The sequence below is a fragment of the Mycolicibacterium iranicum genome (genome assembly GCF_014190915.1).
In the GTDB taxonomy this organism is placed as follows: Bacteria; Actinomycetota; Actinomycetes; order Mycobacteriales; family Mycobacteriaceae; genus Mycobacterium; species Mycobacterium iranicum_B.
In genome coordinates this window covers 16605-42268 of sequence record NZ_JACHVU010000014.1, presented here as the reverse complement: position 1 = coordinate 42268, position 25664 = coordinate 16605, and the positions used below count along the sequence as shown (strand labels likewise).

The window sequence follows — 25664 nt, the reverse complement described above, 5'->3', positions numbered from 1 at the left end:
TGCACAGGACACGCCGGGTGGCGGTGTGCAGATCCGCGCGCTCGCGGGACGGCGGGGACTAGTGGGCGATCGCCTTCTCGGCGCCGATGCCGGTCAGCGAGCGCACCTCCATCTCCGCGTTGACCTTCGGGTTGCCCCGGTCCCGGGACGTCAGCGTCCCGACGATGCCGAGGATGAACGCCAGCGGGATGGACACGATGCCGGGGTTGGCCAGCGGGAAGAAGTCGAAGTCCGCCCCGGGAATCATCGCGGTCTTGCTTCCCGACACCGCCGGGGAGAACACGATCAGCACGATGCACGAGAGCAGTCCGCCGTACATGCTCCACAGCGCGCCGCGGGTGTTGAACCTCTTCCAATAGAGCGAGTACACGATCGTCGGCAGGTTGGCCGACGCGGCGACCGCGAAGGCGAGCGCGACGAGGAACGCGACGTTCTGACCGTTGGCGAGGATGCCGAGCCCGATGGCGAACACACCCAGCACGACCGCGGTGATCCGCGAGACCTTCACCTGCTCGGCCTCGGTCACCTTGTGCGACTTCAGCACCGAGGCGTAGATGTCGTGGGCGAACGACGCCGACGCCGTGATCGTCAGGCCGGCCACCACCGCGAGGATCGTCGCGAAGGCGACCGCCGAGATGACGCCCAGCAGGATCACTCCGCCGAGCTCGAAGGCCAGCAGCGGGGCTGCCGAGTTCACGCCGCCGGCGGCGCCGAGGATGCGGTCCGGCCCGACCAGCGCGGCCGCGCCGTAGCCCAGCACCAGGGTGAACAGGTAGAACGCGCCGATCAGGGCGATCGCCCACACCACACTGCGGCGGGCTTCCTTGGCCGTGGGCACGGTGTAGAAGCGCATCAGCACGTGCGGCAGGCCCGCGGTGCCGAGCACCAGCGCCAACGCCAGCGAGATGAAGTTGATCTGCGAGGTCAACGATCCGCCGTACTGCGCGCCGGGGGACAGGACGTCGCGGGCCGCGACGGCCTCGGAGGTGCTGCCGCTGATGGCCGACTGCGCCGAACCCAGGATCTCGGAGAAGTTCAGGCCGAACTTGGCCAGCACCATCACGGTCATCAACCCGGCGCCGACGATGAGCAGGACGGCCTTGATGATCTGCACCCAGGTGGTGCCCTTCATGCCGCCGACGAGGACGTAGACGATCATCAGCACGCCGACGACGGCGATGACGATCGCCTGGCCGCTCTTGCTGGTCACGTCCAGCAGCAGCGCGACGAGGCCACCGGCACCGGCCATCTGGGCCAGCAGGTAGAACAGCGAGACCGTCAGGGTGCTCGTCGCGGCCGCCAGGCGTACCGGCCGCTGCTTGAGCCGGAAGCTCAACACGTCGGCCATCGTGAATTTGCCGGTGTTGCGCAGCAATTCGGCCACCAACAGCAGCGCGACGAGCCACGCGACGAGGAAGCCGATGGAATACAGGAACCCGTCGTATCCGTAGACGGCGATGGCCCCCGCGATACCGAGGAAGCTCGCAGCCGACAGGTAGTCGCCCGCGATCGCGATCCCGTTCTGGGGGCCGGAGAATCCGCGGCCGCCGGTGAAGAACTCGTCGGCGGTGGCGTTCTTCTTGCTCGCCCGGATCACCACGATCATGGTCACGACGACGAACAGGCTGAAGATGCCGATGTTGGCCAGCGGGTTGCCGACGGTCTCGGCGGCCAGCACGGTGGTGGTCATCGGATCTCGCTTTCCAGTTCGGCGCGCAGCGCCTCGGCGCGCGGATCCAGCTCGCGGTTGGCGAACCGGACGTAGAGGGCAGTGATCAGGAACGTCGACAGGAACTGCCCGAGGCCGATGATCAGGCCGACGTTGATGTCACCCCACACCTTGGTGGCCATGAAGTCGTTGGCGAAGGCGCCGAGGATGACGTAGGTGGCATACCAGACCAGGAAGACGGCGGTCATCGGGAACACGAAGCGGCGCAATCTGCTTCGGAGTTCCTGGAACTCCGGACTCGCCTGCACCTCCAGATATCGTTCGCCGCTGATGGCTTCCGGTCGAATCGGAAGATCTGTGTCGGACACCTTGCTCTCACGCTCCTGACTGCTGTGGACCGGGCTTTGCGGTGACCGTAGTTGAGATGCAGGTCACAGTGACAGCGTTGGCGGGGGTGGGGCGGCGAGGCCGGGTGAGCGTGCGGTGAGCGGTCTGTCGCCGGCGACGAACGGCGCCTAGGTGTACTGACCTGACAGGTTAGGCCCGCGGCATGCGTTCGACGACCATTCCGAGATTCTCGGGCAGGTGCATCCGCGCGAAGGTCTGCGCGACGTCCGACGGCACCGTCGACCGGGTGAGCAGGCTGACGACGATCATCGTCGCGAAGGCCAGGGGCACGCTCACCGCCGCGGGATAGCCGATCAGCACGGCGGGCCAGCCGCCCAGCGCGTCCTCGGCGATGCCGCCCGCCACGGCGACCGTGACGGCCCCGCCGGACAGCACCCCGCCGGCGACCAGACCGCAGATCGCACCGCGCGCGGTCAGACCGCGCCACCAGATACCGAGCACCAGCAGCGGGCACAGCGTCGACGCTGCGACGGCGAACGCGAGCCCGACGCTGCGGGACAGTTCCAAGCCGCCGAATGCCACCAGCGCCAACGGGATCGGGATGAGACCGCCGACCACCGCCGCCAGCCGGAAGTCGCGGACCCGGCCGGGCAGCACATCCGTGGCGAGCGCACCGGCGAAGCTCACGAGTAGCCCCGACGACGTCGCCAGGAACGCGGCGATCGCCCCCGCGGCGACGAGCGCGGCCAACAACTGTCCGACGGGGCCGGCGATGGCCGAACCGGGCGCCAGAAGCACTGCGGCATCGGCGGTTCCGGTGATCAGCAACTGTGGGACATAGAGCCGGGAGAACACCCCGAGCAGTGTCGGGAACAGGTAGAACAGCGACAGCAGGGCGATCACCGCGAGCGCCGTGCGACGCGCCGCCCGACCGTCGGGGTTGGTGTAGAACCGGACCAGCACGTGCGGCAGGCCCATCGTGCCCAGGAACGTCGCGACCATGATCGATAGCACCTGATACAGCGGGTGGCCTCCGCCCAAGCCTCCGCCGGAGGCGATCCAATCGCTTCCTGCACTGGGGGTTCCGGCGACGACCGGAGTGGCGGCGCCCGCGGCGAGAGTCAAGGTGCTGTCGGCCCCGAGGGTGTGCTCGCCGGAGGTGGCGATCGTCGCGGCGTCGACCTGGCGGCCGTCGAGTGTGCCGGTGACGGTGATGCCGGCCGGTTCGGCGACCTGCACCACGACGTCGGTCTCGATCTGCACGGTGGTGTTCTGTTGCACCGTCGGGGGCAGGGGCCCGCCGAGTTCGCCGCCGCGGTCGGCGAAGAACAGCCCGGCCAGCGCGAGTGCCGGGATGGCGACCGCGGTCAGCTTCAGCCAGTACTGGAAGGCCTGCACGAACGTGATCGAGCGCATCCCGCCGGCGACGACGTTGGTGATGACGATTGCGCCGACGGCCAGCGGACCGAGCCAGACCGGAATGCCGAGAAGGGTTTTCAGCGCCAGGCCGGCGCCCTGATACTGCGGCACCAGGTAGAAGATGCACACCACCACGACGACGAGCATCGCGACCTTGCGCAGCCGCACCGACCCGAGCCGGAACTCGGCGAAGTCGGGGACGGTGTAAGCCCCGGAGCGGCGCAACGGCGCGGCGACGAACAGCAGCAGCCCCAGGTAGCCGGCGGTGAAGCCGACCGGGTACCACAGTGCGTCGGCCCCGTACTTCGCGATCAAGCCGGCGACCCCGAGAAAGGAGGCAGCCGAGAGGTATTCGCCGGAGATCGCCGCGGCATTCCACTGCGAGCCGACGGTGCGCGACGCGACCAGGAAGTCGGACGTGGTGCGTGAGAAGCGGACACCGTAGGCGCCGATCGCGACGGTGGCGACGGCCGCGGCGAGGAGTGCGGCTGCCGTCAGGGCGGTGCCGGTCATGGTTCGGCGTCGACCACGCGCACGAATTCGCGCTCGCCCTGTTCGGCGAGCCGTACGTAGAACCAGCCGATGCCGTAGAGCAGCGGGTACACCAGCCCCGCGAGGACGAGCCAGTTCAACCGGATTCCGAAGACGGTGACGTCGCCGAGGTCGGGGAACACGGCGTTGAGCAGCGGGATGGCGCCGATCAGACCGACGACGACAGCGGCCAGCCGTAGCGCGAGCCCCAGTTGCGCGCGCACGAGGCCGCGGACGAGCGCGTCGCCGACCTGGGTCTGCTCCTGCACCTCGACACGCGTGCGCACCATTCGCGCGCCGCGCCGGTGCGCGAGCACCACCCGCTGCCGTTGCGGGCGTTCGCTATCGGTCATCGGGGCCACCGGTCGGCCGCAGGCTGCGCATGGGGTTGCGCACCAGGCGATCGCGGAGCTCGCGGGCCTGACGCCGGCTCACCGGGAGTTCGACGGCCGGGGAGGCTCCGTTCGCCCGCAACCGCACCAGCACCGCGCCGTCGCTGGTGCGCAGCCCGGTGACGAGACCCAGCGCAACCAGGTAGGACCGGTGCACACGCTGGAAACCGTGGTCGCGCCAACGGGTTTCGAGGGTACTGAGCGGGATGCGTACCAGATGCGATCCGGACGCCGAATGCAGCCGGGCGTAATCACCCTCGGCCTCGATCCAGCCGATGCTGTCGCGGGGCACGAGGTGGGTGACACCGCCCAATTCGGCAGGTATGACGTCGGATTCGTGCTCCGTGGCGTCGCTGTCGTCGACGGGGGCCGTGGTGGTCGTCGTCTGGGAGGTCGTCTGGGCGACGGTCTGGGCCGCGGCGCGGCGGACGGCCTCGTCGAGGCGGCCCTCGCGGATCGGCTTGAGCAGATAGTCCACCGCGCCGACGTCGAACGCGGCCACGGCCTTGTCGTCGTGGGCGGTGACGAACACAATCGCGGGCCGGTGGGCGTAGTTGGCCAGCACGCCGGCCAGCTCGATACCGGACAGTCCGGGCATGTTGATGTCGAGGAACACCGCATCGATGGTCCGCAGGTTCAGTTCGCGCAGTGCCGAGGTGGCGTCGCCGGCGCGGAACACCTCGCCGATGCACGGGTGCCTGCCGAGCAGGAAGGCCAGCTCGTCGAGAGCAGGGGCCTCATCGTCGACGGCAAGCACCGTCAACGCCCTGGTCACAGCTCACTCATTTCGACCCAAACCTGCTCTACCTCCGCTGGCCCGCACGCCCGACCGGAATTTGGGCACTCGCATGACCACCTTGGTGCCTGCCCCGATCGCGGTTTCGACCACCAGACCGTAGTCGTTGCCGAACGCCGCCCGCAGGCGATGGTCGACATTGGTCAACCCGACGTGGGCACCGGCGCGTTCGTTGTCCGGGACGCCGTCGGCCAGTGCGTCGCTGGGGCCCGAGCGCAACGCGTCCGGGTCCATCCCGACGCCGTCGTCCTCGACGGTGATCACGCAGTCCGAGCCCTCGTCGCGGGCGATCAGCTCGATGGCACCGCTGCCGCGCCCGGCGAAGCCGTGCCGGACGGCGTTCTCGACCAGAGGCTGCAGCGCCAGGAACGGCACGACGACGTTGAGCACCTCGGGTGCCACGCGCAGCGTGACCGTGAGTGCGGTGCCGAAGCGGGCCCGCTCAAGGGTGAGGTAGCGGTCGATGTTGCGCAGTTCGTCGGCCAGAGTGGTGAATTGGCCTGCGGCGCGGAACGAGTACCGGGTGAAGTCGGCGAACTCCAGGATGAGCTCCCGGGCTCGATCAGGGTCGGTGCGGACGAACGACGCGATGGTGTTGAGCGCGTTGTAGATGAAGTGCGGGCTGATCTGGGCGCGCAACGCAAGCACCTCGGCGCGGTCCAGACGGGCGCGGGACGCGTCGAGTTCGGCGAGCTCGATCTGGCCGGCTGCGTAGCGCGCGACTTCGCCGACAGCGCCGAGCATCCCGGGTCCGGGGGAGCGGGTCGTCACCACCACGAGGACCCCCAGCATGTCGCCGGCCTCGGTGAGCATGGGTTGTGCGACGACCGCGCAGGTTCGGGCGTGTGTCAGCGTCCGGCGCTCGCCGGACAGTGAGTGGCGGGCCGCCCAGCCGCACGCCTCCAGCACGTCGTCCGACCAGGTCTGCGCGTCCTCGGGGTCCTGGGCCAGGACGTCGCCGTCGGCGTCGTAGAGCGCCAGCCCGTCGGTGCCGGTGAGTCCGCGCAGGAACGGCGCCGCCGTGCGCGCCGATTCGGCGTCGAGGCCCTGGCGCAGCGCGCGGGCGGCCTGGGATGCGGTGTGCAGCGCCGCATGGACGGCGCGTTCGGTGGGGGTGGCGACGACGCGCCGGGTGCGGACCGCCACGACGACGGCGGCGACGGCGAGCAGGATCAGTGCGGCCGTCAGTGCGATCGCGAGCTCGACGGACATCTGTTCACGCTCCTCGCGTGCGGTGGGCCCCACCTTAAACGGTCGGGTCGCCGACCCGATCTACGGCGGTGACACACCGACGCGCGGGCGCGGGGCCGGTGCCGTCGGGTTCTGAGCCGGCTCGGCCCGTGGCGTTTCCCTACTGGATCGGGCAGGCGTACGTCCTGGCCACATCCATCACCCGTTCCTGGGCGCCTGGGCCGATGACCCCTTGTGCGGCCAGTTCCAAGCCGATGTATCCCGGGATGCCGCCGATACATGCCTGGTGGGAAACGCGCCACGCGGTGTCTGGGTTCAGGTTGTAGCCGTTGCGTTGCAAGCCTTGAAGATAGGCGTCGAACTCCGGCGTGCCCTGGTCCGGTATCGCATGCGCCGCGGCCGCGAAGGTGAGCGCAAAGGCCCCTGCTGCGACAAGAGCTGCAAGTAGACGTGTCATGTCATCCCCCCGGATGCGATCCCGACTGTGCTTTCACTGTCGCACACTGCTTCGGCAGGCAATCGTGGATTTCCTGTAGTCGTGTGCCAGCGAGACCCCGGTGCCGCGTACTCCGCGGCCCGGCTGGCACCTTTTAGACTGGCCGCGTGGCGAAACTGCAGTTAGTCCAGGAACCCGAGGCCGATGCGCTGCTGGAGGCCAACCCGTTCGCGCTGCTGGTCGGGATGCTGCTCGATCAGCAGATCCCGATGGAGGTCGCGTTCGGCGGGCCGAAGAAGATCGCCGACCGCATCGGCGAGTTCGACGCCCGGGTGATCGCGGACTACGACCCTGACGCCTTCATCGAGCTGTGCTCGCAAACGCCTGCAGTGCACCGCTTCCCGGGCTCCATGTCCAAGCGGGTGCAGGCCCTGGCCCAGGTGATCGTCGACGAGTACGGAGGCGATGCGGCGGCGCTGTGGTCGGACGGTGCGGACGGCCCCGAGGTGCTGCGCCGGCTGAAGGCGCTGCCGGGCTTCGGTGAGCAGAAGGCCAAGATCTTCCTGGCGCTGCTGGGCAAGCAGTACGGCGTCGACCCGAAGGGTTGGCGGGCCGCCGCGGGGGACTACGGCAAGGCCGGGACGCACATGTCCGTGGCGGACGTGAAGGACCCGGGGACGCTGCAGAAGGTGCGGGCGTACAAGAAGGAAGCCAAGGCCGCAGCGAAGGCCGCCAAGGCCTGAGCCATGGATGGGGCGAAGGCCGTCAAGGCCTGAGCCATGGATGGGGCGAAGGCCGCTAGGGCCTGAGCCATAGCCCCTAGGGCCTGACCTCGCTGGGCGCGTCGAGGGCGGCGAGGTCGGTGAGCACCTGCGCGACGACGCGGCCGGTGGCCGTGGCGGTGTCGAGGCCGTTGCCTAGGCAGCGCAGGGTGATCCCGCGGGTGGTGAGGTCGGCAACGGTGCGGGTCACCTCCGACACTGAGCGGCCCAGCTTGTCGAGGGCGACCACCACCACGACGTCACCGGCTCGGGCGTAGCTCAAGAGGGCGAGCAGGCCGCTGCGCATCTTGTCCGTCGAACCCGTGGCCCTGTCGGTGAAGACCCGGCGGGGATCCACCCCGGCGGCGGTCAGCTCGGCGAGTTGCTCGTCGAGGTTGTCGCAGCCGCCGGCGGCTGTGGCATAACCCAGCGTGACCGACACCTTTCCAAGGTCTCACGGCGTCGACGTGCCGTCATAGAGACTCGCCGTCGAATCTCTCGCGGGTGACGAACTCCGACACCGGTTTGCGGGTGAGCTTCCTTGCGTGCTTTTGAGGTCGCCCGAGCGGCACCACCGCGGCCACGGCGTAGTCGTCGGGAATGCCGAGCAGGGTCTTGATTCCGGGCTCCTCGGCGACGGCCATCGTCGTCAACACACCGCCGTAGCCCTCGTTACGCGCGGCGAGCAACACGTTCCACACGAACGGGTAGACCGATGCCCCGGACACGACCCCGATCCGGTCGAGGTCCTGATCGAGCGCGGCCACGACGCCGAGATCGACGCACACCACGAGGACGACGGCGCACGTCAGCAGCGGCGCGGTCATGTCGGCGGGCACCGCGGTCGACGCCAGCTCGTCCGGGCTTACCTGCATGGGATGCAACGGGTTCCACGGCCCTTCGCCGTTGGCTTTCTGCGCGATGTAGCGGCGCGCTCCCGTCTCGGACAGGCCGGCGAGGGCTTCGCGGGTGCTGTGGTCGCGCACGGCGATCACGTGCACGCCCTGGCGGTTTCCTCCGCTCGGTGCGAAGCGCGCGTTGTCCAGGATGCGGTGCAGCACGTCGTCGGGCAGTGGATCGCCGGTGAACCTGCGGACGGCGCCGGTGGTGCGCATGACGTCGTAGATGTCCATGTTGACGATCTTGTCGGATGGCGCGCCCGGCGCTGTGCCAAAGTGAAGACATGAAGACTCACCTGAACTGCCCGTGCGGCGAAGCCATCACCGGTAAGGACGAGGACGACCTCGTCGAGAAGGCCCAGGCCCACCTGTCCGAGGTGCACCCGGGCCGCGACTACGACCGCGACGCCATCCTCTTCATGGCCTACTGACCCCTACATACGCGCCGAACTGGGATTCCCGGTTGTGAATCTCCGTTGATTCACAACCGGGAATCCCAGTTCGGCGTAAAGGGGGCGTGGCGAGAGGGGTGCCGGGTCAGGGGACGACGGTCGAGCCGATCGTCGGCATGAACTGGCACTGCTTCTCGGTCGTGGTGACCTGGCCGAAGACGGTCGACATGATGCTGCCCGATCCGGTGTCGGCGATGGCTGTCAGCGTGGTCGGGCCGTTGGGGTTGAGGTCGGGCCGCGGCTTGAGGGTCACGCTGCCCGACTTGCCGGTGGTCAGGTTCACCCAGGTGGCATTCAGCGGGAGCTTCTGCTCGGCCGCGGGGCCCGGGGTGCCGATCGCGGTGAACACATATGCGGTCTGGCCGGGACCGGGTCCGGGCAGCGGGATGGTCGCCGGACCCGCCACCGAGATGGCCGTGGCGAGCACGTTGCCGCCGTCGGACAGGCAGCCGTTGCTGATCGACGGGTACAGGAAGTCCTGCGTGACCGGGGCGTTCGGCCCGAAATCAGGCGCGCCTCCCGGCGCGGCAGCAGGCACTGCCCCGGGTGCGGCCGGAGCGCCCCCGGGTCCGGCCGGAACAGCGGGAGCGGCGACCGGCGCGGCGGGGACTGCGGCCTCCGGCCCCGGCGCGGGCGGAGGAACAGGGCCCGGTGCCGGAGCGGGGCCGGGGACGGCGGCCGCGGCGGGGGCGTGGGCCACTTCGGGAAGAGCTTGAGCGACGGCGTCGGGTGCCGGGCCCACGGCGTGGGCGGGATTGACGCCGGCGGGTAGGTGCGCCTCGGCCCCCGGCACCGCGCCGGTCGCGGGCACGTGCGCGACCGGCTGGGCGACGAAGGTGTTGACCGCCGACGCGACGTCGCGGGAGGGCTGGGGGGCAGCCATGTCTCCGGCGAACACCGCGGCGGCGGCCATCAGCATCGATGCGGCATTGGTGGGATCAGACGCCGCCTGCTGGATCACAGGCCCCAGGCTCTGCACCGCCGGGAGCCCGGGGGCCTGCAGTCCGTCGATCGGCAGCGGCGCCTCCGGTTGCGCGTGCGCAGTGCCGGTCACGCTGACCGAGAGCAGTGCGACAGAGGAGCACACCGCCATTGCGGTGGTGAACATCGTCTTCCTCGTTGCCATGAGCCCGGTCTTTGTCATGATTCCCCAATACATCAGTGGTGCAGCGGATTTGGTTGTTGTGAGGAGGTGCCGACAGCTCAGCGCGTCACGGCAGGGCGGCCAGCGGGGTGAACAGCGGCGGCGTCGGCGCGGCCACCGGGGCGGCGGCCGGCGCGGCCGCAGCAGGTGCCGCACCGCCGGCCGGGAGCAGGCTGGCCAGCGGCGTGCCGGCAGGCAGCAGCGAGGCCAGGCCGCCGGGGACGCCGAGCGAGTCGGTCAGGCCGGTCAGCGGTGAGGCGGGCGTGGCGGCGGGCGCCGTCGCGGGAACGGTAGTGGTGTTGCCGACGGGCATCGCGGGCGTCATGCCGGGCAGTGCCGGCGTCGTGGCGGGCAGCGCGTTGACCGGCTGCGGCAGGCTGATCGAGGCCGTGGCGCCCGGGCCCGAGACCGGGGTGGCGGGTGTCGTGGTGGCCGTGGTCGCCGGCGCGGTACCCATCAGGTTGGCGAAGCCCTGCATCAGCTGGGTGGCCGCGGCGGGGTTGGCGGCGAGCTGCTGCAGGAACGGCAGGCCGGGGACCCCGGGCGCGGGCGCCGGAGCGGGGGCCGGCGCGGGTTGCGCGGTGGCGGTGGCGCTGAACGCGACGGCCGCCGACACCGCCCCCGCCGCTGCGATCAAGGTGGTGGCGAACATTTTCCGGGTGCGGTGCATGAGATCTCCCAATCGTTGGTCGGCCCTAAATGACATCCATGGCATGCCTGCACCCGAAGCTAGCCTGTTACTAGAGTTACTCAAGTGACATGTGTGGCATTTATGGAACCGTTACGGGAGTGAAGGCCGATGGTGACCGGTCGCTAGAGTCGGACCGATAGACACCACCGCCTCCGCCGCCGCGCGCCTCCGGGCCGTCGCACCCGTGCTGTTGCTCGTCAGCATCGCTGCGCGCCTGGCGTGGACGTACCTCGTTCCCAACGGCGCCAACTTCGTCGACCTGCATGTCTACGTGGGCGGCGCAGCCGAATTGGACGGCCCGGGAACGCTGTACGACTTCGTCTACAGCGAGCAGACCCCCGACTTCCCGCTGCCGTTCACCTACCCGCCGTTCGCCGCCGTGGTCTTCTACCCGCTGCATGTGCTGCCCTTCGGCGTGGTGGCGTTCGCGTGGCAGGTCGGCATCATCGCCGCGCTCTACGGCGTGGTGCGGCTGAGTCAGCGCCTTCTGCCGGTGGGCTCGGACCCCGGGGACCGGCGTGTCGCGATGGTGTGGACGGCCGTGGGCATCTGGACCGAACCTCTGCGCAGCACCTTCGACTACGGCCAGGTCAACGTCCTGCTGGTGCTGGCGATCCTCTACGCGGTCCACACGTCGCGGTGGTGGCTGTCGGGTCTGCTCGTCGGGCTGGCCGCCGGGGTGAAGCTGACCCCGGCGGTGGCCGGGTTGTACTTCCTCGGCGCGCGACGGTGGGCCGCGGTGGCGTTCTCCGCCGTCGTCTTCTTCCTGACCGTCGGTCTGTCGGCGCTCCTCGTCAGCGGTCAAACGCGCTACTACTTCACCGAACTACTCGGGGACGCCGACCGGGTCGGTCCCGTCGGCACGTCGTTCAACCAGTCCTGGCGTGGCGGTGTCTCGCGGATCCTGGGCCACGACGCGGGTTACGGGCCGGCCGTGGTGGCGGGTGTCGTGGTGACGGGCGTGCTGGCGGTGCTCGCGTGGCGTGCCATCGGTGGCGCCAGCGATCGGCTGGGCGGGATCGTCGTGGTGCAACTGTTCGGGTTGCTGCTCTCGCCGATCTCGTGGACGCACCACTGGGTGTGGCTGATACCGCTGATGATCTGGCTTCTGCGCGGACCGCTGCGCGCGCAGGTCGGCGCGCGGGTACTGGGCTGGGGCTGGCTGGCGCTCATCCTCATCGGCGTGCCGTGGCTGCTGAGTTTCGCCCAGCCGACGATCTGGGTGATCCCCCGGCCCTGGTATCTCGCGTGGGCGGGTCTGGTCTACATCGTCGCGACAGTGGTGACGCTGGCGTGGATCGCTATGCGAGGATCCCGTCGATATCGCGAGCCATCTCCAGATCCTTCTGCGTGATACCGCCCTCGGAGTGCGTCACGAGAGCGAAAGTCACTGTCCGCCAACGAATGTCGATGTCGGGGTGATGGTCTTTGCTCTCGGCGTGCTCGCCGACGCGCCGCACGGCGTCGATCCCGTCGAGAAAGCCCGGGAACTCCACCGACCGGCGCAGCGTGCCGTCGGCGCGCTCCCAGCCGTCGAGGTCGGGCAGCGCGGCGTCCACTTCGTCATCCGTCAACACAGCCATGATCCAGAAGGTATACCGTCTGCGCCCATGCCAAACCTGATCGTGGTGGCCGGCGCGCTGATCGAGCACGGCGCGCTGCTCGTGGCCCAGCGTGACCGCCCCGCGGAGCTTGCCGGGCTCTGGGAGCTGCCCGGCGGCAAGGTGGCGCCGGGGGAGACCGAGCGGGCCGCGCTCGCCCGCGAACTGCACGAGGAACTCGGGGTGGAGGTGGCGGTCGGCGAACGCCTGGGCGATGATGTCGCCCTGAGCCCGACCATGGTGCTGCGCGCCTACGCCGTCGCCCGCGTCGGCGGCGTGCTGCACCCCCACGACCATCGCGGGCTGCGGTGGGTGCGCGCCGAGGAACTCGACGACCTGCCCTGGGTGCCCGCCGACCGAGGGTGGATACCGGCTCTGGCGAGCACGCTGCGCGCCGGGGAAGTTACGTAACGCCACGGCGTCCGCGGGCGTTGATTTTCGCCATGGCTTTACGCAACTCCGGCGGTCCGGCGCGCATTATCGTCCCGGTCCATGCGCGTACTGCAGTTCCTGTGGCGAGGTGTGCTGGCATTCGACAGGGTCGGGTCGCGCATCCCGCAACTGCTCCAGATGTGGTTAATAGAGCTGTTCTTCGCCCTGCCTCTGACTTTCTTCCTCGCCAAACTCGTCGACATCCGCGGCGCCATGGGCGTCCCGGGCACGGGCGGTCCCATTCCCGGCGTCTTCTGGGGTGCACTCGTCGTCTCGCTAATCGCCGGGTTCTTCTTCGTGCGCAGCCTCGTGCGTCCGCGCGTGGTGCAGGGGTCCTGGACGCCGATGGTCAGCGTCGACGTCGGCGACTACACCGTCGCGGCGGGCAATCGCGCATGGACGACGCAGTACGTCTACCTGACGAGCCATCCGTCCTATGCGCTGCTGTTGCTGCTGACCGCGCCGATCCCCGCGGTGATGGTGCTGGCCACCGAAAACCACGGCGACAGCACGTTTTACTTCCGGGTCGCCGGCATCATCGGTCTCGTCGTGCTCGCCCTCATGGCGCTGGCCCGTCTGCTGGCGTGGTACGTCTTCCGATTCGGACGCCGCCGACTGGATGCGCAGACCGCGCAGGCCGGGTTGTCCACGCGCAGACTGACCTGGGAGATCGCGTGGAAGCCCGTGGTGATGCTGATGGTCATGGTCTACGGCATCGCGGGCATTCCGCTGGCGGCGATGTTCTGGCAACAGCAGCGGGCCGTCGATGCGCTACCGGTGGTCGCCGTGGCCGACAGCGCCCACGTCGGCGAATACCGGCGGGTCGAGGGGAGACTCGCGACCGACCCTGTCTACTGGGCGCCCCACGGCACCGGGCGGGGAGGGAACAACTACGCCGGAGCCGGTGTGCTGGTTGATCTTTCGGCCGGTGGTGAAGTACTGCTGCTCGCCGAATCGCTGTCTGTGCCCGATTTCGTCGGCGCGATGAACGACGTTCGCGACGACAGGGTGCACACCCAGGGGAAGGTGATCGACGACATCACCGACGACCAGATCGAGTACTACGGGTTCGACCTCGACGACTTTCCCGCGGTTTCCGACGACGGGCGGGTGATGGTGCTGCTGTCGTACCCGTGACCTCCTCGGGCGAATTGCCGTGCGGCACCGCGTGTGTGGCGTGTGACGATGGTGGTCGCAGTCACCGGGCCAGGGGAGGTGTGATGTGACGACGAACGGCAGGGGCGGGCCGATCCGCCGGGCCGACGTCAACTGGCGGCTCGCCGTCCACCTCGGTGCGCTCTTCGGTGGCGTGTCCTGGGCGATGATCGGGGCGTCCTGGTTGGCACACACGGACGGTGCCGCAGGCGCTGTGGCGTCCGCAGGATGGGTGCCGGTGATCGTCGCTGCCGGTGCCCAACTCGTCCTGGGTGCGTGGACGGCGGCGGTCGCCCGCAGCATCGTGGTGCGGAGTCTGGGCATCGCGTTGACGGTCAGCGCCACGAGCGGGCTGTGTGGCATCGCGGGCTTCGCCCTCTGGGCGCTGTGAGCATGTCCTTCGAGACAGAGGAGTCCTGGGTACCGGAACGGCCCGCGCGCCGGCGCTTCGGCCGCCGCGCCGGGTCTCCATGGACGGTGCTCGGATTCGCACTGGGCGTGCTGACGATCTCGAATGCCTACGCGCTGTACTACTGGCTCTTCGCCCCGCTGGTCCCGACCCTGGTGGCGGGAGCCCTCGTCCTCGCGTCGGTGCTGACGCGCAGGCACTCGCGGCGGCTCGTCGACATGGCCGACGGCGCGCTCGCAGCCGCGCTCTTCGCGGTGGCCTTCGCAGCCACCGCGTTCCTGGCGCTGGCGCTCGGCTAGAACCGCAGGCGGTCCCCGACCACCCGCACGTCGGTGCGGGCGGACGGGTGGACGAGCGCGTGGATCGGGTGCGTCAGCACCGGATGCCTGCACTGCGGACACGACGCCTGGCTGCGGTCGGCGGAGCTGAACGTCAGATGGCGACATTCACTGCATCGCACGACGTAGAACGCGCCGATCCAATTGGCCAGCCCCACCAGGATGGCCGCCGTGGTGAGCGTGGCCAGAACAGTGATGAGGGCGATGGTGAGCACCGAGTAGACCGTCATGGTCGACCTCCGAGAAATGCCACACGGATGGCTTCGAGAATACGCCGCACGACGGGCTCCGATCAGGCCTTTCGTGCCCGCTTGAACACTTTCTCCAGCTCTTTGCCGCGAATGCCCAGCAATTCGGCCTTGTGCACCTTGTGCAGGACGAGCGGACAACGTTTGCAGCGGGGCTTGCTGCGGCAGCACTTCTTCTTCGGCTTCACGCCGGCGAGCTTGTTGGCTTTCAAGTGACGGGAATCTCTCGTTTTCGCAATCGGTGCACTGCACTGCGACACTTACCGGCGTGAATTCGCGTCCGGACTTTCGCAACGTCGCCATTGTGGCTCACGTCGACCACGGCAAGACGACCCTGGTCGATGCAATGCTGCGTCAGTCGGGTGCGCTGAGCCACCGCGGCGACGACGCCATCGAGCGCCTCATGGATTCGGGTGACCTGGAGAAGGAAAAGGGCATCACGATCCTGGCGAAGAACACCGCGGTGCACCGACACCACCCCGACGGCGGCATGACGATCATCAACGTCATCGACACCCCGGGACACGCCGACTTCGGCGGCGAGGTCGAGCGTGGCCTGTCAATGGTCGACGGCGTGGTGCTCCTGGTCGACGCGTCCGAGGGCCCGCTGCCGCAGACCCGGTTCGTGCTGCGCAAGGCGCTGGCCGCGCACCTGCCGGTCCTGCTCGTCGTCAACAAGACCGACCGCCCCGACGCCCGCATCGCCGAGGTCGTCGAGGAAAGCCACGACCTGCTCCTCGACGTCGCCTCGGACCTGGACGAGGAGGCGCAGGCGGCCGCCGAGAAGGCGCTCGACCTGCCGACGCTGTATGCGTCCGGGCGTGCCGGCATCGCCAGCACCACCCAGCCCGCCAACGGTGAGAACCCCGACGGGGAGAACCTCGACCCCCTGTTCGACGTGTTGCTCGAGCACATCCCGCCGCCCCAGGGCGATCCGGAGGCGCCGCTGCAGGCGCTCGTCACCAACCTCGACGCCTCGGCCTTCCTGGGCCGCCTCGCGCTGATCCGCATCTACAAGGGCCGCATCCGCAAGGGCCAGCAGGTCGCATGGATGCGCGAGGTCGACGGCCACCCCGTCATCACGACCGCCAAGATCACCGAGCTGCTTGTCACCGTGGGCGTCGAACGCACCGCCACCGAGGAGGCCGTCGCCGGTGACATCGTCGCCGTCGCCGGAATCCCGGACATCATGATCGGCGACACGCTCGCCGACCCCGACCATGCGCACGCGCTGCCCCGCATCACCGTCGACGAGCCCGCGATCTCGGTGACGGTCGGCACCAACACCTCGCCGCTCGCGGGCAAGGTGTCCGGGCACAAGCTCACGGCGCGAATGGTGAAGAGCCGTCTGGATTCCGAGCTCGTCGGCAACGTGTCCATCAAGGTCGTCGACATCGGCCGCCCCGACGCGTGGGAGGTGCAGGGCCGCGGTGAGCTCGCGCTGGCCATCCTCGTCGAGCAGATGCGCCGCGAGGGCTTCGAGCTGACCGTCGGCAAGCCGCAGGTCGTCACCCAGACCATTGACGGCAAGCTGCACGAGCCCTTCGAGGCGCTGACCATCGACAGCCCCGAAGAACACCTCGGCGCCATCACCCAGCTGATGGCCGCCCGCAAGGGCCGCATGGAGCAGATGACCAACCACGCCGCCGGGTGGGTCCGGATGGACTTCATCGTGCCCAGCCGCGGCCTGATCGGGTTCCGCACGGACTTCCTGACGCTGACCCGCGGCACCGGCATCGCCAACGCCGTGTTCGACGGCTACCGGCCGTGGGCGGGCGAGATCCGCGCCCGCCACACCGGATCGCTCGTGTCCGACCGCAGCGGTCAGATCACGCCGTTCGCGATGATCCAGCTGGCCGACCGCGGCCAGTTCTTCGTCGAGCCGGGTCAGGAGACCTACGAGGGCCAGGTCGTCGGGATCAATCCGCGCGCCGAGGATCTCGACATCAACATCACCCGCGAGAAGAAGCTGACCAACATGCGCAGCTCGACGGCCGATGTGATCGAGACGCTGGCCCGTCCGCTGGAACTCGACCTGGAGAAGGCGATGGAGTTCTGCGCCGAGGACGAGTGCGTGGAGGTCACCCCGGAGATCGTGCGGGTCCGCAAGGTCGAGCTGACCGCGTCGCTGCGGGCGCGGGCCAAAGCGCGCGCGAAGGCTCGCGGCTGACCGTCGTTACCCTGTACAGCGTGCCGACGACTCTGCGCCGCGTCAGCGCCGGCTCCCGGTCGGTCGCGCTCGCGTTCGCACTGTGTCTGGCGCTGGTGACCGGGTGCACCGTCAGCCCGCCCCCGGCGCCGCAGAGCACCGACACCACCGAGTCCACGCCGCCGCCGCCGATGAAGGCGACGCAGATCATCGTGGCGATCGATTCGATCGGGCCCGGCTTCAACTCGCATCTGCTGTCCGATCAGTCGCCGGTGAACGCGGCGATCAGCTCGCTGGTGCTGCCCAGCACCTTCCGGCCGATCCCGGACTCGCGCACGCCGACGGGCTCGCGGTGGGAGATGGACACATCGCTGCTGGAATCGGCCGAGGTGACCAGCCAGGAGCCGTTCACCGTGACCTACAAGATCCGGCCTGAGGCGCAGTGGACCGACAACGCCCCGATCGCGGCCGACGACTTCTGGTACCTGTGGCGGCAGATGGTCAGCCAGCCGGGGGCCGTCGACCCGGCGGGCTACGACCTCATCACCGGCGTGCAGTCCGTCGAAGGCGGCAAGACCGCGGTCGTGACGTTCGCGCGGCCGTATCCGGCGTGGCGGGAACTGTTCAACGACATCCTGCCCGCGCACATCGTCAAGGACGTCCCGGGCGGGTTCTCGGCGGGGCTGGCCCAGGCGCTGCCCGTGACCGGCGGCCAGTTCCGGGTCGACACCATCGATCCGCAGCGCGATGAGATCCTGCTGGCACGCAACGACCGCTACTGGGGCACGCCGGCGGTTCCGGACCTGGTGCTGTTCCGCCGCGCCGGCACGCCGGCGGCGCTGGCCGATTCGATCCGCAACGGCGACACCCAGGTGGCGCAGGTACACGGCGGGTCGGCGGTGTTCGCCCAACTCTCCGCGATCCCGGACGTCCGGACCGCGCGCATCGTCACCCCCCGCGTCATGCAGCTGACCCTGCGGGCCCGGCAGCCCGCGCTGGCCGACATCTCGGTCCGCAAGGCGGTCCTCGGACTCCTCGACGTCGACCTGCTGGCTGCGGTCGGGGCCGGTGACGACAACACCGTCACGCTGGCGCAGGCCCAGGTGCGGTCGCCGTCGGACCCCGGCTATGTGCCCACGGCGCCCCCCGCGATGACCCGCGAGGAGGCCATGGCGCTGCTCGGGTCGGCGGGCTATCAGGTCGAGCCGGTCGAGATGCCGGAGCCGCCCGCTGCCGCACCACCGGACAACGGCCGGGGCCGGCTCGTCAAAGACGGCGAACCGCTCGCGCTGGTGCTCGGGGTGGCCGCCAACGACCCGACGTCGGTGGCCGTGGCGAACACCGCCGCCGACCAGCTGCGCAACGTCGGCATCGCCGCGACCGTGTCGGCCCTGGACCCCGTCACGCTCTACGGCGAGGCGATGGTCGACAACGCCGTCGACGCGGTGATCGGCTGGCATCCCGCCGGCGGGGACCTGGCCACGTCCCTGGCGTCGCGCTACGGATGCCCCGCGCTCGAAGCCACCGCGGTCGAGACCACCCCGGGCGGCGCCACCCAGCAGCCGAGCACGCCGCCGCAACCGAGCACCCCTCAGCAGCCCCGCACCCCCACACCGGTTCCGCCGACGACGGCCACGGCACCGCCTCCGGTGCCGGAATCCGGCCAGCTCGTCCAGGCGCCCAGCAACATCACCGGAATCTGCGATCGCGGCATCCAGCCCAGAATCGATGCCGCGCTGCACGGCACGGCCGACATCGCCGACGTCATCGACGAGGTCGAGCCGCGCCTGTGGGAGATGTCGACCGTGCTGCCGATCCTGCAGGACACCACGATCGTGGCGGCCGGGCCCAGCGTCGACCACGTGAGTCTCACCGGCGCCGTCCCGGTCGGGATCGTCGGGGACGCCGGCACCTGGGTCAGGCTGCCCCAGTAGCGACAGCCGGCAGGGGCGCTCCGGGGAGCCGTCGGCACGGAAGGCAAGCTGGTCGGATGGAGACCGCGCGACTGCTGTTCGTCCACGCCCATCCCGACGACGAGACCCTCACCACCGGCGCGACCATCGCGCACTACGCCGCCCTCGGCGCGCAGGTCCAGGTCATCACGTGCACCCTCGGCGAAGAGGGTGAGGTCATCGGTGAGCGCTGGGCGCAGCTGGCCGTCGACCAGGCCGACCAGCTCGGCGGCTACCGCATCGGCGAGCTCACGGCCGCACTCGCCGCGCTCGGCGTGGACCGTCCCCGCTATCTCGGCGGGGCGGGACGCTGGCGGGACTCCGGAATGGACGGCACCCCGGCGCGGCACCGGCAGCGCTTCGTCGACGGGGGCTTCGCCGAGCAGACCCGGGTGCTGGCCGACGCCATCGACGAGCTGCGCCCGCACGTCGTCGTCACCTACGACCCGGACGGCGGCTACGGCCACCCCGACCACATCCACACCCACCGGCTGACGACCGCGGCGGTGGCGGCCGCGACGTGGGAGGTGCCGAAGTTGTACTGGACGGTGACGTCGCAGTCGGCGCTGGTGGCCGGCCTTGCCGACCTCGGCGAGGTCCCCGAGGGGTGGGTGACACTGCCCGCCGACGATCTGCCGCTGGTCGGCTACACCGACGACGCGATCGACGCGGCACTGGAGCTCTCGGCCCACAACGCGGCCCGGGTGGCCGCGATGCGGGCCCACGAAACACAGATCACCGTGGCCGCCGACGGCCGCAGCTTCGCGCTGTCGAACAACGTCGCCCTGCCCGTCGACTCCACCGAGTACTACGTGCTCGCCGAGGGAACCGCCGGCGAACGCGACGCGCGGGGCTGGGAAACCGATCTGCTGTCGGGCCTGAACCTGGGTTGACGCCGAGCCGACCGGGTAAGCTTCGGCCAACCGCGGCGGAAGGGCAGCACATGGACCCGGATCTGGATCCCAACCTGCAGCATTGGCAGGACCGGCTCGACAGCTACCAGTGGGTCGTCGGCTCGCTCGTCTCGCTGCTCGACAGCATCCCGACCTGACGGCGCCGGCTGCCCCCGCGGGGGACCGGTTCCGCGTCCTCCTGCTGACCCTGCTCGCCGTCGACGGCGTGCTCTCGGCCCTGATGGCCGTCTTCTTCCTCCCGCTGCGGATCGGATCCGTTCCGTTCCCGATCAGTGCGCTGCTCAGCGGTGTCCTCAACGCGGCCATGGTGTGGGCGGCGCTGCAGTGGACGTCGGCACCCCGTCTCGCGGCGCTGCCGATGTGGACCTGGCTGGCCACGGTCGCCCTCCTGATGACCGTCGGTCCGGGCGACGACCTGGTGTTCGGCGGCACCGGGGTCATGGAATTCGGTCCGGTGCTGCTCGTGGCCCTCGGTGGGCTGCCGCCGGCCTGGCTGCTGATGCGTCACCCCGCCGAGGCGCCCGTCCGGCGAGACGCCAGGACCGGGGCGGACTCCGGCCGGCGTGCCGGGTGACTACTGTGGCCCCTATGCCAGGCGAAGCTGTTTCAGATAGTGAGACGCGCGGATGATCCGCGACGACGCCGGGGTTACAGGGAAGTGGCTCTGAACACCCAGCGCGGCGCTGATCTGCCCAGCCCGGTGATCCCCCCCAAATCCGACGCGCCCAGCCCGGCCGCCCTGCGGCGCGTGCTGCGGCGAGCTCGTGACGGAGTGGCTCTCAACGTCGACGAGGCCGCGATCGCGATGACTGCGCGCGGAGACGACCTGGCCGATCTGTGTGCGTCCGCGGCGCGGGTGCGCGATGCCGGGCTCGACGCCGCCGGCCGGCGCGGCCCCGCGGGCCGGTTGCCCGTCAGCTACTCGCGCAAGGTCTTCATCCCGGTCACCCACCTGTGCCGCGACACCTGCCACTACTGCACTTTCGTGACGGTGCCGGGCCGGCTGCGCGCGCAGGGCCGGGGCATGTTCATGGAGCCCGACGAGATCCTCGAGGTCGCCCGAGCGGGCGCCGAAATGGGTTGCAAGGAGGCGCTGTTCACCCTCGGTGACCGCCCCGAGGCCCGGTGGGACGAGGCCCGGCAGTGGCTCGACGAGCGCGGCTACGACTCCACCCTGGACTACGTGCGCGCCATGGCCATCCGGGTGCTGGAGGAGACGGGCCTGCTGCCGCACCTGAACCCCGGCGTGATGTCGTGGTCGGAGCTGTCCCGGCTCAAGCCGGTGGCGCCGTCGATGGGCATGATGCTGGAGACCACGTCGCGGCGGCTCTTCGAGACCAAGGGGCTCGCCCACTACGGCAGCCCCGACAAGGACCCCGCGGTGCGCCTGCGCACCCTCGACGACGCGGGTCGGTTGTCGATTCCGTTCACGACCGGTCTGCTGGTCGGCATCGGCGAGACGCTGACCGAGCGGGCCGAGACGGTCCACGCGATCCGCCGGTCGCACAAGGAGTTCGGGCACGTCCAGGAAGTGATCGTGCAGAACTTCCGGGCCAAGGACCACACCGCGATGGCCGCGACCCCGGACGCGGGCCTGGAGGACTTCCTGGCCACGATCGCCGTCACCCGGCTGGTGATGGGGCCCAAGGTGCGGATCCAGGCCCCGCCGAACCTGGTGTCGCGGGCCGAATGCCTGGCGCTGATCGGCGCCGGTGTCGACGACTGGGGCGGGGTGTCCCCGCTGACGCCCGACCACGTGAACCCGGAGCGGCCGTGGCCGGCGCTCGACGAGCTGGCCGAGGTGACCGCCGAGGCCGGCTACGACCTGGTGCAGCGCCTCACGGCCCAGCCGCAGTACGTCCAGGCCGGAAGTGCCTGGATCGATCCCAGGGTGATGGGGCACGTGGCGGCGCTGGCCGATCCCGACACCGGCTTGGCGCGCGACGTGAACCCGCAGGGCCGTCCCTGGCAGGAGCCCGACGAGGCCACCGAGTCGCTGGGCCGCACCGATCTGCACTCGGCGATCGACTCCGAGGGTCGCCTCACGGAAACCCGCAGTGACCTCGGCAGCGCGTTCGGCGACTGGGAGTCGATCCGCGAGAAGGTGCACGAGCTCGCTGCCCGCGCTCCTGAACGCATCGACACCGACGTGCTCGCCGCGTTGCGTGCCGCCGAACGCGACCCTGCGGGATGTTCGGACGACGAGTACCTCGCGCTTGCCACCGCCGACGGGCCGGCTCTGGAAGCCGTGACCGCCCTGGCGGATTCGCTGCGTCGCGACGTCGTCGGCGACGACGTGACGTTCGTCGTCAACCGCAACATCAACTTCACCAACATCTGCTACACCGGCTGCCGGTTCTGCGCGTTCGCGCAACGCAAGGGTGATGCCGACGCATACTCGCTGTCGACGAGCGAGGTCGCCGACCGGGCGTGGGAGGCCCACGTCGCCGGCGCCACCGAAGTGTGCATGCAGGGCGGCATCGACCCCGAGCTGCCGGTGACGGGGTACGCCGACCTCGTGCGCGCGGTCAAGGCGCGGGTCCCGTCGATGCACGTGCACGCGTTCTCGCCGATGGAGATCGCCAACGGCGTCACCCGCAGCGGCACCTCGGTCCGCGAATGGCTGACCGCGCTGCGGGAGGCCGGGCTCGACACCATCCCCGGCACGGCCGCCGAGATCCTCGACGACGAGGTGCGCTGGGTCCTGACCAAGGGCAAGCTGCCGACTTCGATGTGGATCGAGGTGGTCTCGACAGCACACGAGGTGGGGCTGCGGTCGAGCTCGACGATGATGTACGGCCACGTCGACACCCCGCGCCACTGGGTCGGGCACCTGAACGTCCTGCGCGACATCCAGGACCGCACAGGCGGATTCACCGAGTTCGTGCCGTTGCCGTTCGTGCACCAGTCCAGCCCGCTGTACCTTGCCGGTGGCGCGCGGCCAGGGCCGACGCACCGCGACAACCGCGCCGTGCACGCTTTGGCACGAATCATGTTGCACGGCAGGATCTCCAACATCCAGACCAGCTGGGTCAAGCTCGGCGCCGAACGCACGCAGGTGATGCTCAACGGCGGCGCCAACGATCTCGGCGGCACGCTGATGGAGGAGACGATCTCGCGGATGGCGGGTTCGGAGAACGGCTCGGCGAAGACGGCCGCCGAGCTGGTCGCGATCGCCGAGGGCATCGGCCGCCCAGCGCGTCAGCGGTCCACGGACTACTCGCCACTCGCGGCCTGACCTGCACCGCTGACCCTGCCCCGTTGACCTGCACCGCGAGCGCGCGTGTCTGCACGCCGACGCGCCGCGCCGGGCGGCATTTCGCGCGCGCTCGCGCGCATCGGGCGCGCCCGTCGGTACGCCTGGCTGGTAGGACGGATGCATGAAGCTGCGACGCGTGTACACCGAGGGCCGGCTCGAACTGCAGTCTCAGAACGCCGACGCGTCGTGGGCGCCGGAGCGGGATGCGTCACCGCTGGGCGGCGCCGTCTACAGCGGGGAGTGGGAACTCGCTGTGGCGCAACGCCATCACGAACTCGCAGGACGTGTGCTGCCGTTCCAGCCGGCGTCCTTCCGTGACTTCATGCTCTACGAGCGCCACGCCACCGACGCCGCACGCGGGCTGGTGCGGCGATTTCATCCCGGGCAGTCGCGTGCCGCCGAGGCGATCGAAAAGCTGACACGGAAACCGTTCCCGCTCTTCAGACCCAAGCCGCTGTTCTACCGGCAACCGATCTACTACATGTCCAACCACCTCAGCTTCTTACCCACCGGCACGCCGGTGGCGTTCCCTTCGTACACGGCCGCGCTGGACTTCGAGCTGGAGCTCGGATTCGTCCTGAAGGCACCGCTGTTCAACGCCACGGCCACCGAGGCGCTGGCGGCGATCGGCGCCTTCGTCGTGGTCAACGACTTCAGCGCCCGCGATGTGCAGCGTGCCGAGATGGCCACCGGCCTCGGCCCGCAGAAGGCCAAGCACTTCGCGTCGTCGATGTCCGAGGTAACCGTGACCGCCGACGAGATTCTGCCCCACATCGAGAGCCTGAACGGCAGTGTGGCGATCAACGGCCGACGCGTCAGCACGGTGTCGAGTGCGGGTGCGCAATGGTCTGTCGGCGACATGCTCGCGCATGCATCGCGCGACGAGAAGCTGTATCCCGGTGAGCTTTTCGCGACCGGAACGCTTCCGGGCGGAAGTGGCATGGAGACGGGCCACTGGTTGCAGCCCGGCGACGAGCTGACGCTGATCCTCGACCGGGTCGGCGAGATCCGCCACCGCATCACGTCGTGAGGCCGCCGCCCTCGCGCAGCGGCGGCGTCACGACGGGGCCTCAAGCCTGCTTGAGGGCCTCGATCTCCAGCGTGATCGTGACCTTGTCACCGACGACCGCGCCGCCGGTCTCCAGCGGCATGTCGATGTCGATGCCGAAGTCCTTGCGGTTCAGCACCACCGACGCCTCGAAGCCGGCGACCTCACCGTGTCCCATTCCGGGGTTGACGCCGTTGAACTCCAGGGACAGCGAGATCGGCCGGGTGACACCCTTGAGCGTGAAGTCACCGTCCACCACATAGCCGTCACCGTCCTGACGCACACCCGTGGCGCTGAACGTCGCGACCGGGTAGGTCGCCACGTCGAAGAAGTCGGCGGCCTTGAGGTGGGCATCGCGCTGCTCGTTGCGGGTGTTGACCGAGTCCACGGAGATCTCGGCGCGCACCGACGGGGTGCCGTCGTCAGCGACGGTGATCGCGCCGCTGAAAGTGTCGAAGGTGCCCCGGACCTTGCTCACCACGAGGTGGCGTACCGAAAAACCGACGGAGGAGTGCACGGGGTCGATGACCCAGGTTCCGGTGGGCAGTGCGGTGGTGGCGGTGGTCATGATCGTCTCTTTTCTCGAACGGTCGCCGGAGGGTCCGGCCGGACATCCCAACTAAACGGACCGTAGTCCGAATTCATTCCCGCTAAGGTCCCGCTATGACGCAGCGGCCGTTCGACGAGCGCTTCTCCGAGCTGGACCCGGCGATCTGGACGGCGTCCTATCTGCCTGCGTGGAGTTCCCGCGCGGCCGCGGCGGCCACGTATGCGATCGGCCCCGAGGGTCTCGACCTGTCCATACCGCCGTCTCAAGGCCTGTGGTGTCCCGACCTGCACGACGGCCCGCTGCGTGTGTCCGCCGTTCAGAGCGCCAACCGGTCCGGACCGGTGGGCAGTATCGATGCCCCGCAGCCGTTCCGGGACGGCCTGGTCGTGCGGGAGGAGCAGCCGACCGTCCTCGGGTTCGTGCCGCACTTCGGCACCGTGTCGGTCACCTGCTCGGCGCAGCTGAGCCCACGCTCGATGTTCTCGGCGTGGATGGTGGGACTCGAAGACCAGCCGGACCGGTGTGGGGAGATCTGCGTGGTGGAGGTCTTCGGCGACACCGTGGCCGCCGGACGCGCCGCAGTGGGTCAGGGAATCCACCGCTTTCGCGATCCCGCACTGCGCGAGGACTTCTCGGCCGACGTGCGCGATCTCGACGTCGAGCGCGAGCACACCTACGCCGTGCGCTGGCAGCCGGGGTCGGTCGAATTCCTCATCGACGGGGTCACGACGCGCGTCTGTGACCAGGCCCCCGACTACCCGATGTTCTTGTTCCTCGGAGTGTTCGATTTCCCGCAGCGCGACGGTCCGGGTGAGCACATACCGCACCTGCGCGTGCGTCGGGTCGGCTACGAACAGCCAGAGAACGAAAAGTGAATGCG

The 25664-nt window shown here is 69.6% G+C and carries 29 protein-coding genes; 14 read left to right on the top strand and 15 right to left on the bottom strand.

Going from position 1 to position 25664, the window contains the following annotated elements; genetic code table 11:
- Positions 1 to 58: 58 nt before the first annotated feature.
- From FHR72_RS22910 to FHR72_RS22880, 7 genes are all read right to left on the bottom strand, one after another.
- Positions 59 to 1690, bottom strand: coding sequence for a monocarboxylic acid transporter (locus tag FHR72_RS22910; protein ID WP_183472629.1), 1632 nt, complete (start codon positions 1688 to 1690; stop codon positions 59 to 61).
- The gene (locus FHR72_RS22905) at positions 1687 to 2037 is read right to left on the bottom strand and encodes a DUF485 domain-containing protein (RefSeq protein WP_183472626.1); all 351 of its coding nucleotides are present in this window, start codon (positions 2035 to 2037) and stop codon (positions 1687 to 1689) included. The genes FHR72_RS22910 and FHR72_RS22905 overlap by 4 nt, the downstream gene beginning before the upstream one ends.
- Before the next feature lie 169 nt (positions 2038 to 2206).
- Complete coding sequence (locus FHR72_RS22900; RefSeq protein WP_183472623.1) at positions 2207 to 3949, bottom strand: sodium/solute symporter; 1743 nt, start codon at positions 3947 to 3949, stop codon at positions 2207 to 2209.
- Positions 3946 to 4320, bottom strand: a complete 375-nt coding sequence (locus tag FHR72_RS22895; protein ID WP_183472620.1) for a DUF485 domain-containing protein — start codon at positions 4318 to 4320, stop codon at positions 3946 to 3948. The genes FHR72_RS22900 and FHR72_RS22895 overlap by 4 nt, the downstream gene beginning before the upstream one ends.
- Positions 4310 to 5134, bottom strand: a complete 825-nt coding sequence (locus FHR72_RS22890; RefSeq protein ID WP_183472616.1) for a LytR/AlgR family response regulator transcription factor — start codon at positions 5132 to 5134, stop codon at positions 4310 to 4312. The genes FHR72_RS22895 and FHR72_RS22890 overlap by 11 nt, the downstream gene beginning before the upstream one ends.
- 3 nt (positions 5135 to 5137) lie before the next feature.
- On the bottom strand, positions 5138 to 6367 hold the full coding sequence (locus FHR72_RS22885; RefSeq protein ID WP_183472613.1) for a sensor histidine kinase: 1230 nt from the start codon (positions 6365 to 6367) through the stop codon (positions 5138 to 5140).
- A gap of 139 nt (positions 6368 to 6506) precedes the next feature.
- Entirely contained in the window at positions 6507 to 6803 is a 297-nt protein-coding gene (locus FHR72_RS22880; protein WP_183472610.1) for a DUF732 domain-containing protein, read from the bottom strand.
- 146 nt (positions 6804 to 6949) lie between these two features.
- Here FHR72_RS22880 and FHR72_RS22875 point away from each other — a divergent pair, with 146 nt between their 5' ends.
- The gene (locus FHR72_RS22875) at positions 6950 to 7525 is read left to right on the top strand and encodes an HhH-GPD-type base excision DNA repair protein (protein WP_183472607.1); all 576 of its coding nucleotides are present in this window, start codon (positions 6950 to 6952) and stop codon (positions 7523 to 7525) included.
- A 76-nt stretch (positions 7526 to 7601) separates the two neighbouring features.
- Here FHR72_RS22875 and FHR72_RS22870 read toward each other — a convergent pair whose 3' ends face one another.
- Positions 7602 to 7985 (bottom strand): recombinase family protein, encoded by a 384-nt coding sequence (locus tag FHR72_RS22870; protein ID WP_183472604.1) that lies wholly within the window; start codon positions 7983 to 7985, stop codon positions 7602 to 7604.
- Between the two features lie 31 nt (positions 7986 to 8016).
- Entirely contained in the window at positions 8017 to 8676 is a 660-nt protein-coding gene (locus FHR72_RS22865; protein ID WP_183472600.1) for a nitroreductase family protein, read from the bottom strand.
- A 50-nt stretch (positions 8677 to 8726) separates the two neighbouring features.
- Here FHR72_RS22865 and FHR72_RS22860 point away from each other — a divergent pair, with 50 nt between their 5' ends.
- Positions 8727 to 8873, top strand: a complete 147-nt coding sequence (locus FHR72_RS22860) for a DUF1059 domain-containing protein (RefSeq protein ID WP_081660094.1) — start codon at positions 8727 to 8729, stop codon at positions 8871 to 8873.
- A 106-nt stretch (positions 8874 to 8979) separates the two neighbouring features.
- On the opposite strand, the gene FHR72_RS22855 is transcribed toward FHR72_RS22860, so the two are convergent.
- Both FHR72_RS22855 and FHR72_RS22850 read right to left on the bottom strand, forming a co-directional pair.
- Positions 8980 to 10020, bottom strand: a complete 1041-nt coding sequence (locus FHR72_RS22855; protein ID WP_183472597.1) for an Rv1157c family protein — start codon at positions 10018 to 10020, stop codon at positions 8980 to 8982.
- Between the two features lie 85 nt (positions 10021 to 10105).
- On the bottom strand, positions 10106 to 10708 hold the full coding sequence (locus FHR72_RS22850) for a hypothetical protein (protein WP_183472594.1): 603 nt from the start codon (positions 10706 to 10708) through the stop codon (positions 10106 to 10108).
- Positions 10709 to 10865: 157 nt separating this feature from the next.
- Between FHR72_RS22850 and FHR72_RS22845 the strand changes: the two genes are divergently transcribed.
- Complete coding sequence (locus FHR72_RS22845; RefSeq protein WP_183472916.1) at positions 10866 to 12083, top strand: mannosyltransferase; 1218 nt, start codon at positions 10866 to 10868, stop codon at positions 12081 to 12083.
- Here the strand turns inward: FHR72_RS22845 and FHR72_RS22840 are convergent.
- Positions 12031 to 12312 (bottom strand): 4a-hydroxytetrahydrobiopterin dehydratase, encoded by a 282-nt coding sequence (locus FHR72_RS22840; protein ID WP_183472592.1) that lies wholly within the window; start codon positions 12310 to 12312, stop codon positions 12031 to 12033. The genes FHR72_RS22845 and FHR72_RS22840 overlap by 53 nt on opposite strands.
- Before the next feature lie 27 nt (positions 12313 to 12339).
- On the opposite strand from FHR72_RS22840, the gene FHR72_RS22835 reads away from it, so the two are divergent.
- The 4 genes from FHR72_RS22835 (at position 12340) to FHR72_RS22820 (ending at position 14625) form a co-directional block, all read left to right on the top strand.
- Entirely contained in the window at positions 12340 to 12741 is a 402-nt protein-coding gene (locus FHR72_RS22835; RefSeq protein WP_183472589.1) for a (deoxy)nucleoside triphosphate pyrophosphohydrolase, read from the top strand.
- 81 nt (positions 12742 to 12822) lie between these two features.
- Complete coding sequence (locus FHR72_RS22830; RefSeq protein WP_183472586.1) at positions 12823 to 13899, top strand: hypothetical protein; 1077 nt, start codon at positions 12823 to 12825, stop codon at positions 13897 to 13899.
- Between the two features lie 85 nt (positions 13900 to 13984).
- Complete coding sequence (locus FHR72_RS22825; protein ID WP_183472581.1) at positions 13985 to 14308, top strand: hypothetical protein; 324 nt, start codon at positions 13985 to 13987, stop codon at positions 14306 to 14308.
- A 2-nt stretch (positions 14309 to 14310) separates the two neighbouring features.
- Positions 14311 to 14625 (top strand): hypothetical protein, encoded by a 315-nt coding sequence (locus FHR72_RS22820; RefSeq protein ID WP_183472578.1) that lies wholly within the window; start codon positions 14311 to 14313, stop codon positions 14623 to 14625.
- Here FHR72_RS22820 and FHR72_RS22815 read toward each other — a convergent pair.
- On the bottom strand, positions 14622 to 14894 hold the full coding sequence (locus tag FHR72_RS22815; protein WP_183472575.1) for a hypothetical protein: 273 nt from the start codon (positions 14892 to 14894) through the stop codon (positions 14622 to 14624). The two genes, FHR72_RS22820 and FHR72_RS22815, sit on opposite strands and share 4 nt — an antisense overlap.
- Before the next feature lie 62 nt (positions 14895 to 14956).
- Entirely contained in the window at positions 14957 to 15124 is a 168-nt protein-coding gene (locus FHR72_RS22810) for a hypothetical protein (RefSeq protein ID WP_183472572.1), read from the bottom strand.
- A 56-nt stretch (positions 15125 to 15180) separates the two neighbouring features.
- Here FHR72_RS22810 and typA point away from each other — a divergent pair, with 56 nt between their 5' ends.
- The 6 genes from typA (at position 15181) to FHR72_RS22780 (ending at position 24216) form a co-directional block, all read left to right on the top strand.
- Entirely contained in the window at positions 15181 to 17082 is a 1902-nt protein-coding gene (typA, locus tag FHR72_RS22805) for a translational GTPase TypA (protein ID WP_183472569.1), read from the top strand.
- A 20-nt stretch (positions 17083 to 17102) separates the two neighbouring features.
- Positions 17103 to 18995 carry an ABC transporter family substrate-binding protein gene (locus FHR72_RS22800; RefSeq protein ID WP_396888499.1) on the top strand — a complete coding sequence of 631 codons (1893 nt, stop codon included), beginning with the start codon at positions 17103 to 17105 and terminating at the stop codon, positions 18993 to 18995.
- 56 nt (positions 18996 to 19051) lie between these two features.
- Complete coding sequence (gene mshB / locus FHR72_RS22795; protein ID WP_183472566.1) at positions 19052 to 19906, top strand: N-acetyl-1-D-myo-inositol-2-amino-2-deoxy-alpha-D-glucopyranoside deacetylase; 855 nt, start codon at positions 19052 to 19054, stop codon at positions 19904 to 19906.
- A 109-nt stretch (positions 19907 to 20015) separates the two neighbouring features.
- A complete protein-coding gene (locus FHR72_RS22790) occupies positions 20016 to 20501 on the top strand; it encodes a hypothetical protein (RefSeq protein ID WP_183472563.1) in 486 nt (161 codons plus the stop codon).
- An 84-nt stretch (positions 20502 to 20585) separates the two neighbouring features.
- Complete coding sequence (locus FHR72_RS22785; protein ID WP_183472560.1) at positions 20586 to 23165, top strand: bifunctional FO biosynthesis protein CofGH; 2580 nt, start codon at positions 20586 to 20588, stop codon at positions 23163 to 23165.
- 142 nt (positions 23166 to 23307) lie between these two features.
- Positions 23308 to 24216 (top strand): fumarylacetoacetate hydrolase family protein, encoded by a 909-nt coding sequence (locus tag FHR72_RS22780; RefSeq protein WP_183472557.1) that lies wholly within the window; start codon positions 23308 to 23310, stop codon positions 24214 to 24216.
- A gap of 40 nt (positions 24217 to 24256) precedes the next feature.
- Here the strand turns inward: FHR72_RS22780 and FHR72_RS22775 are convergent, their stop codons facing one another.
- On the bottom strand, positions 24257 to 24802 hold the full coding sequence (locus FHR72_RS22775; protein ID WP_183472554.1) for a YceI family protein: 546 nt from the start codon (positions 24800 to 24802) through the stop codon (positions 24257 to 24259).
- A 95-nt stretch (positions 24803 to 24897) separates the two neighbouring features.
- Here FHR72_RS22775 and FHR72_RS22770 point away from each other — a divergent pair, with 95 nt between their 5' ends.
- Positions 24898 to 25659, top strand: coding sequence for a glycoside hydrolase family 16 protein (locus tag FHR72_RS22770; RefSeq protein ID WP_183472551.1), 762 nt, complete (start codon positions 24898 to 24900; stop codon positions 25657 to 25659).
- Positions 25660 to 25664: the final 5 nt, after the last annotated feature.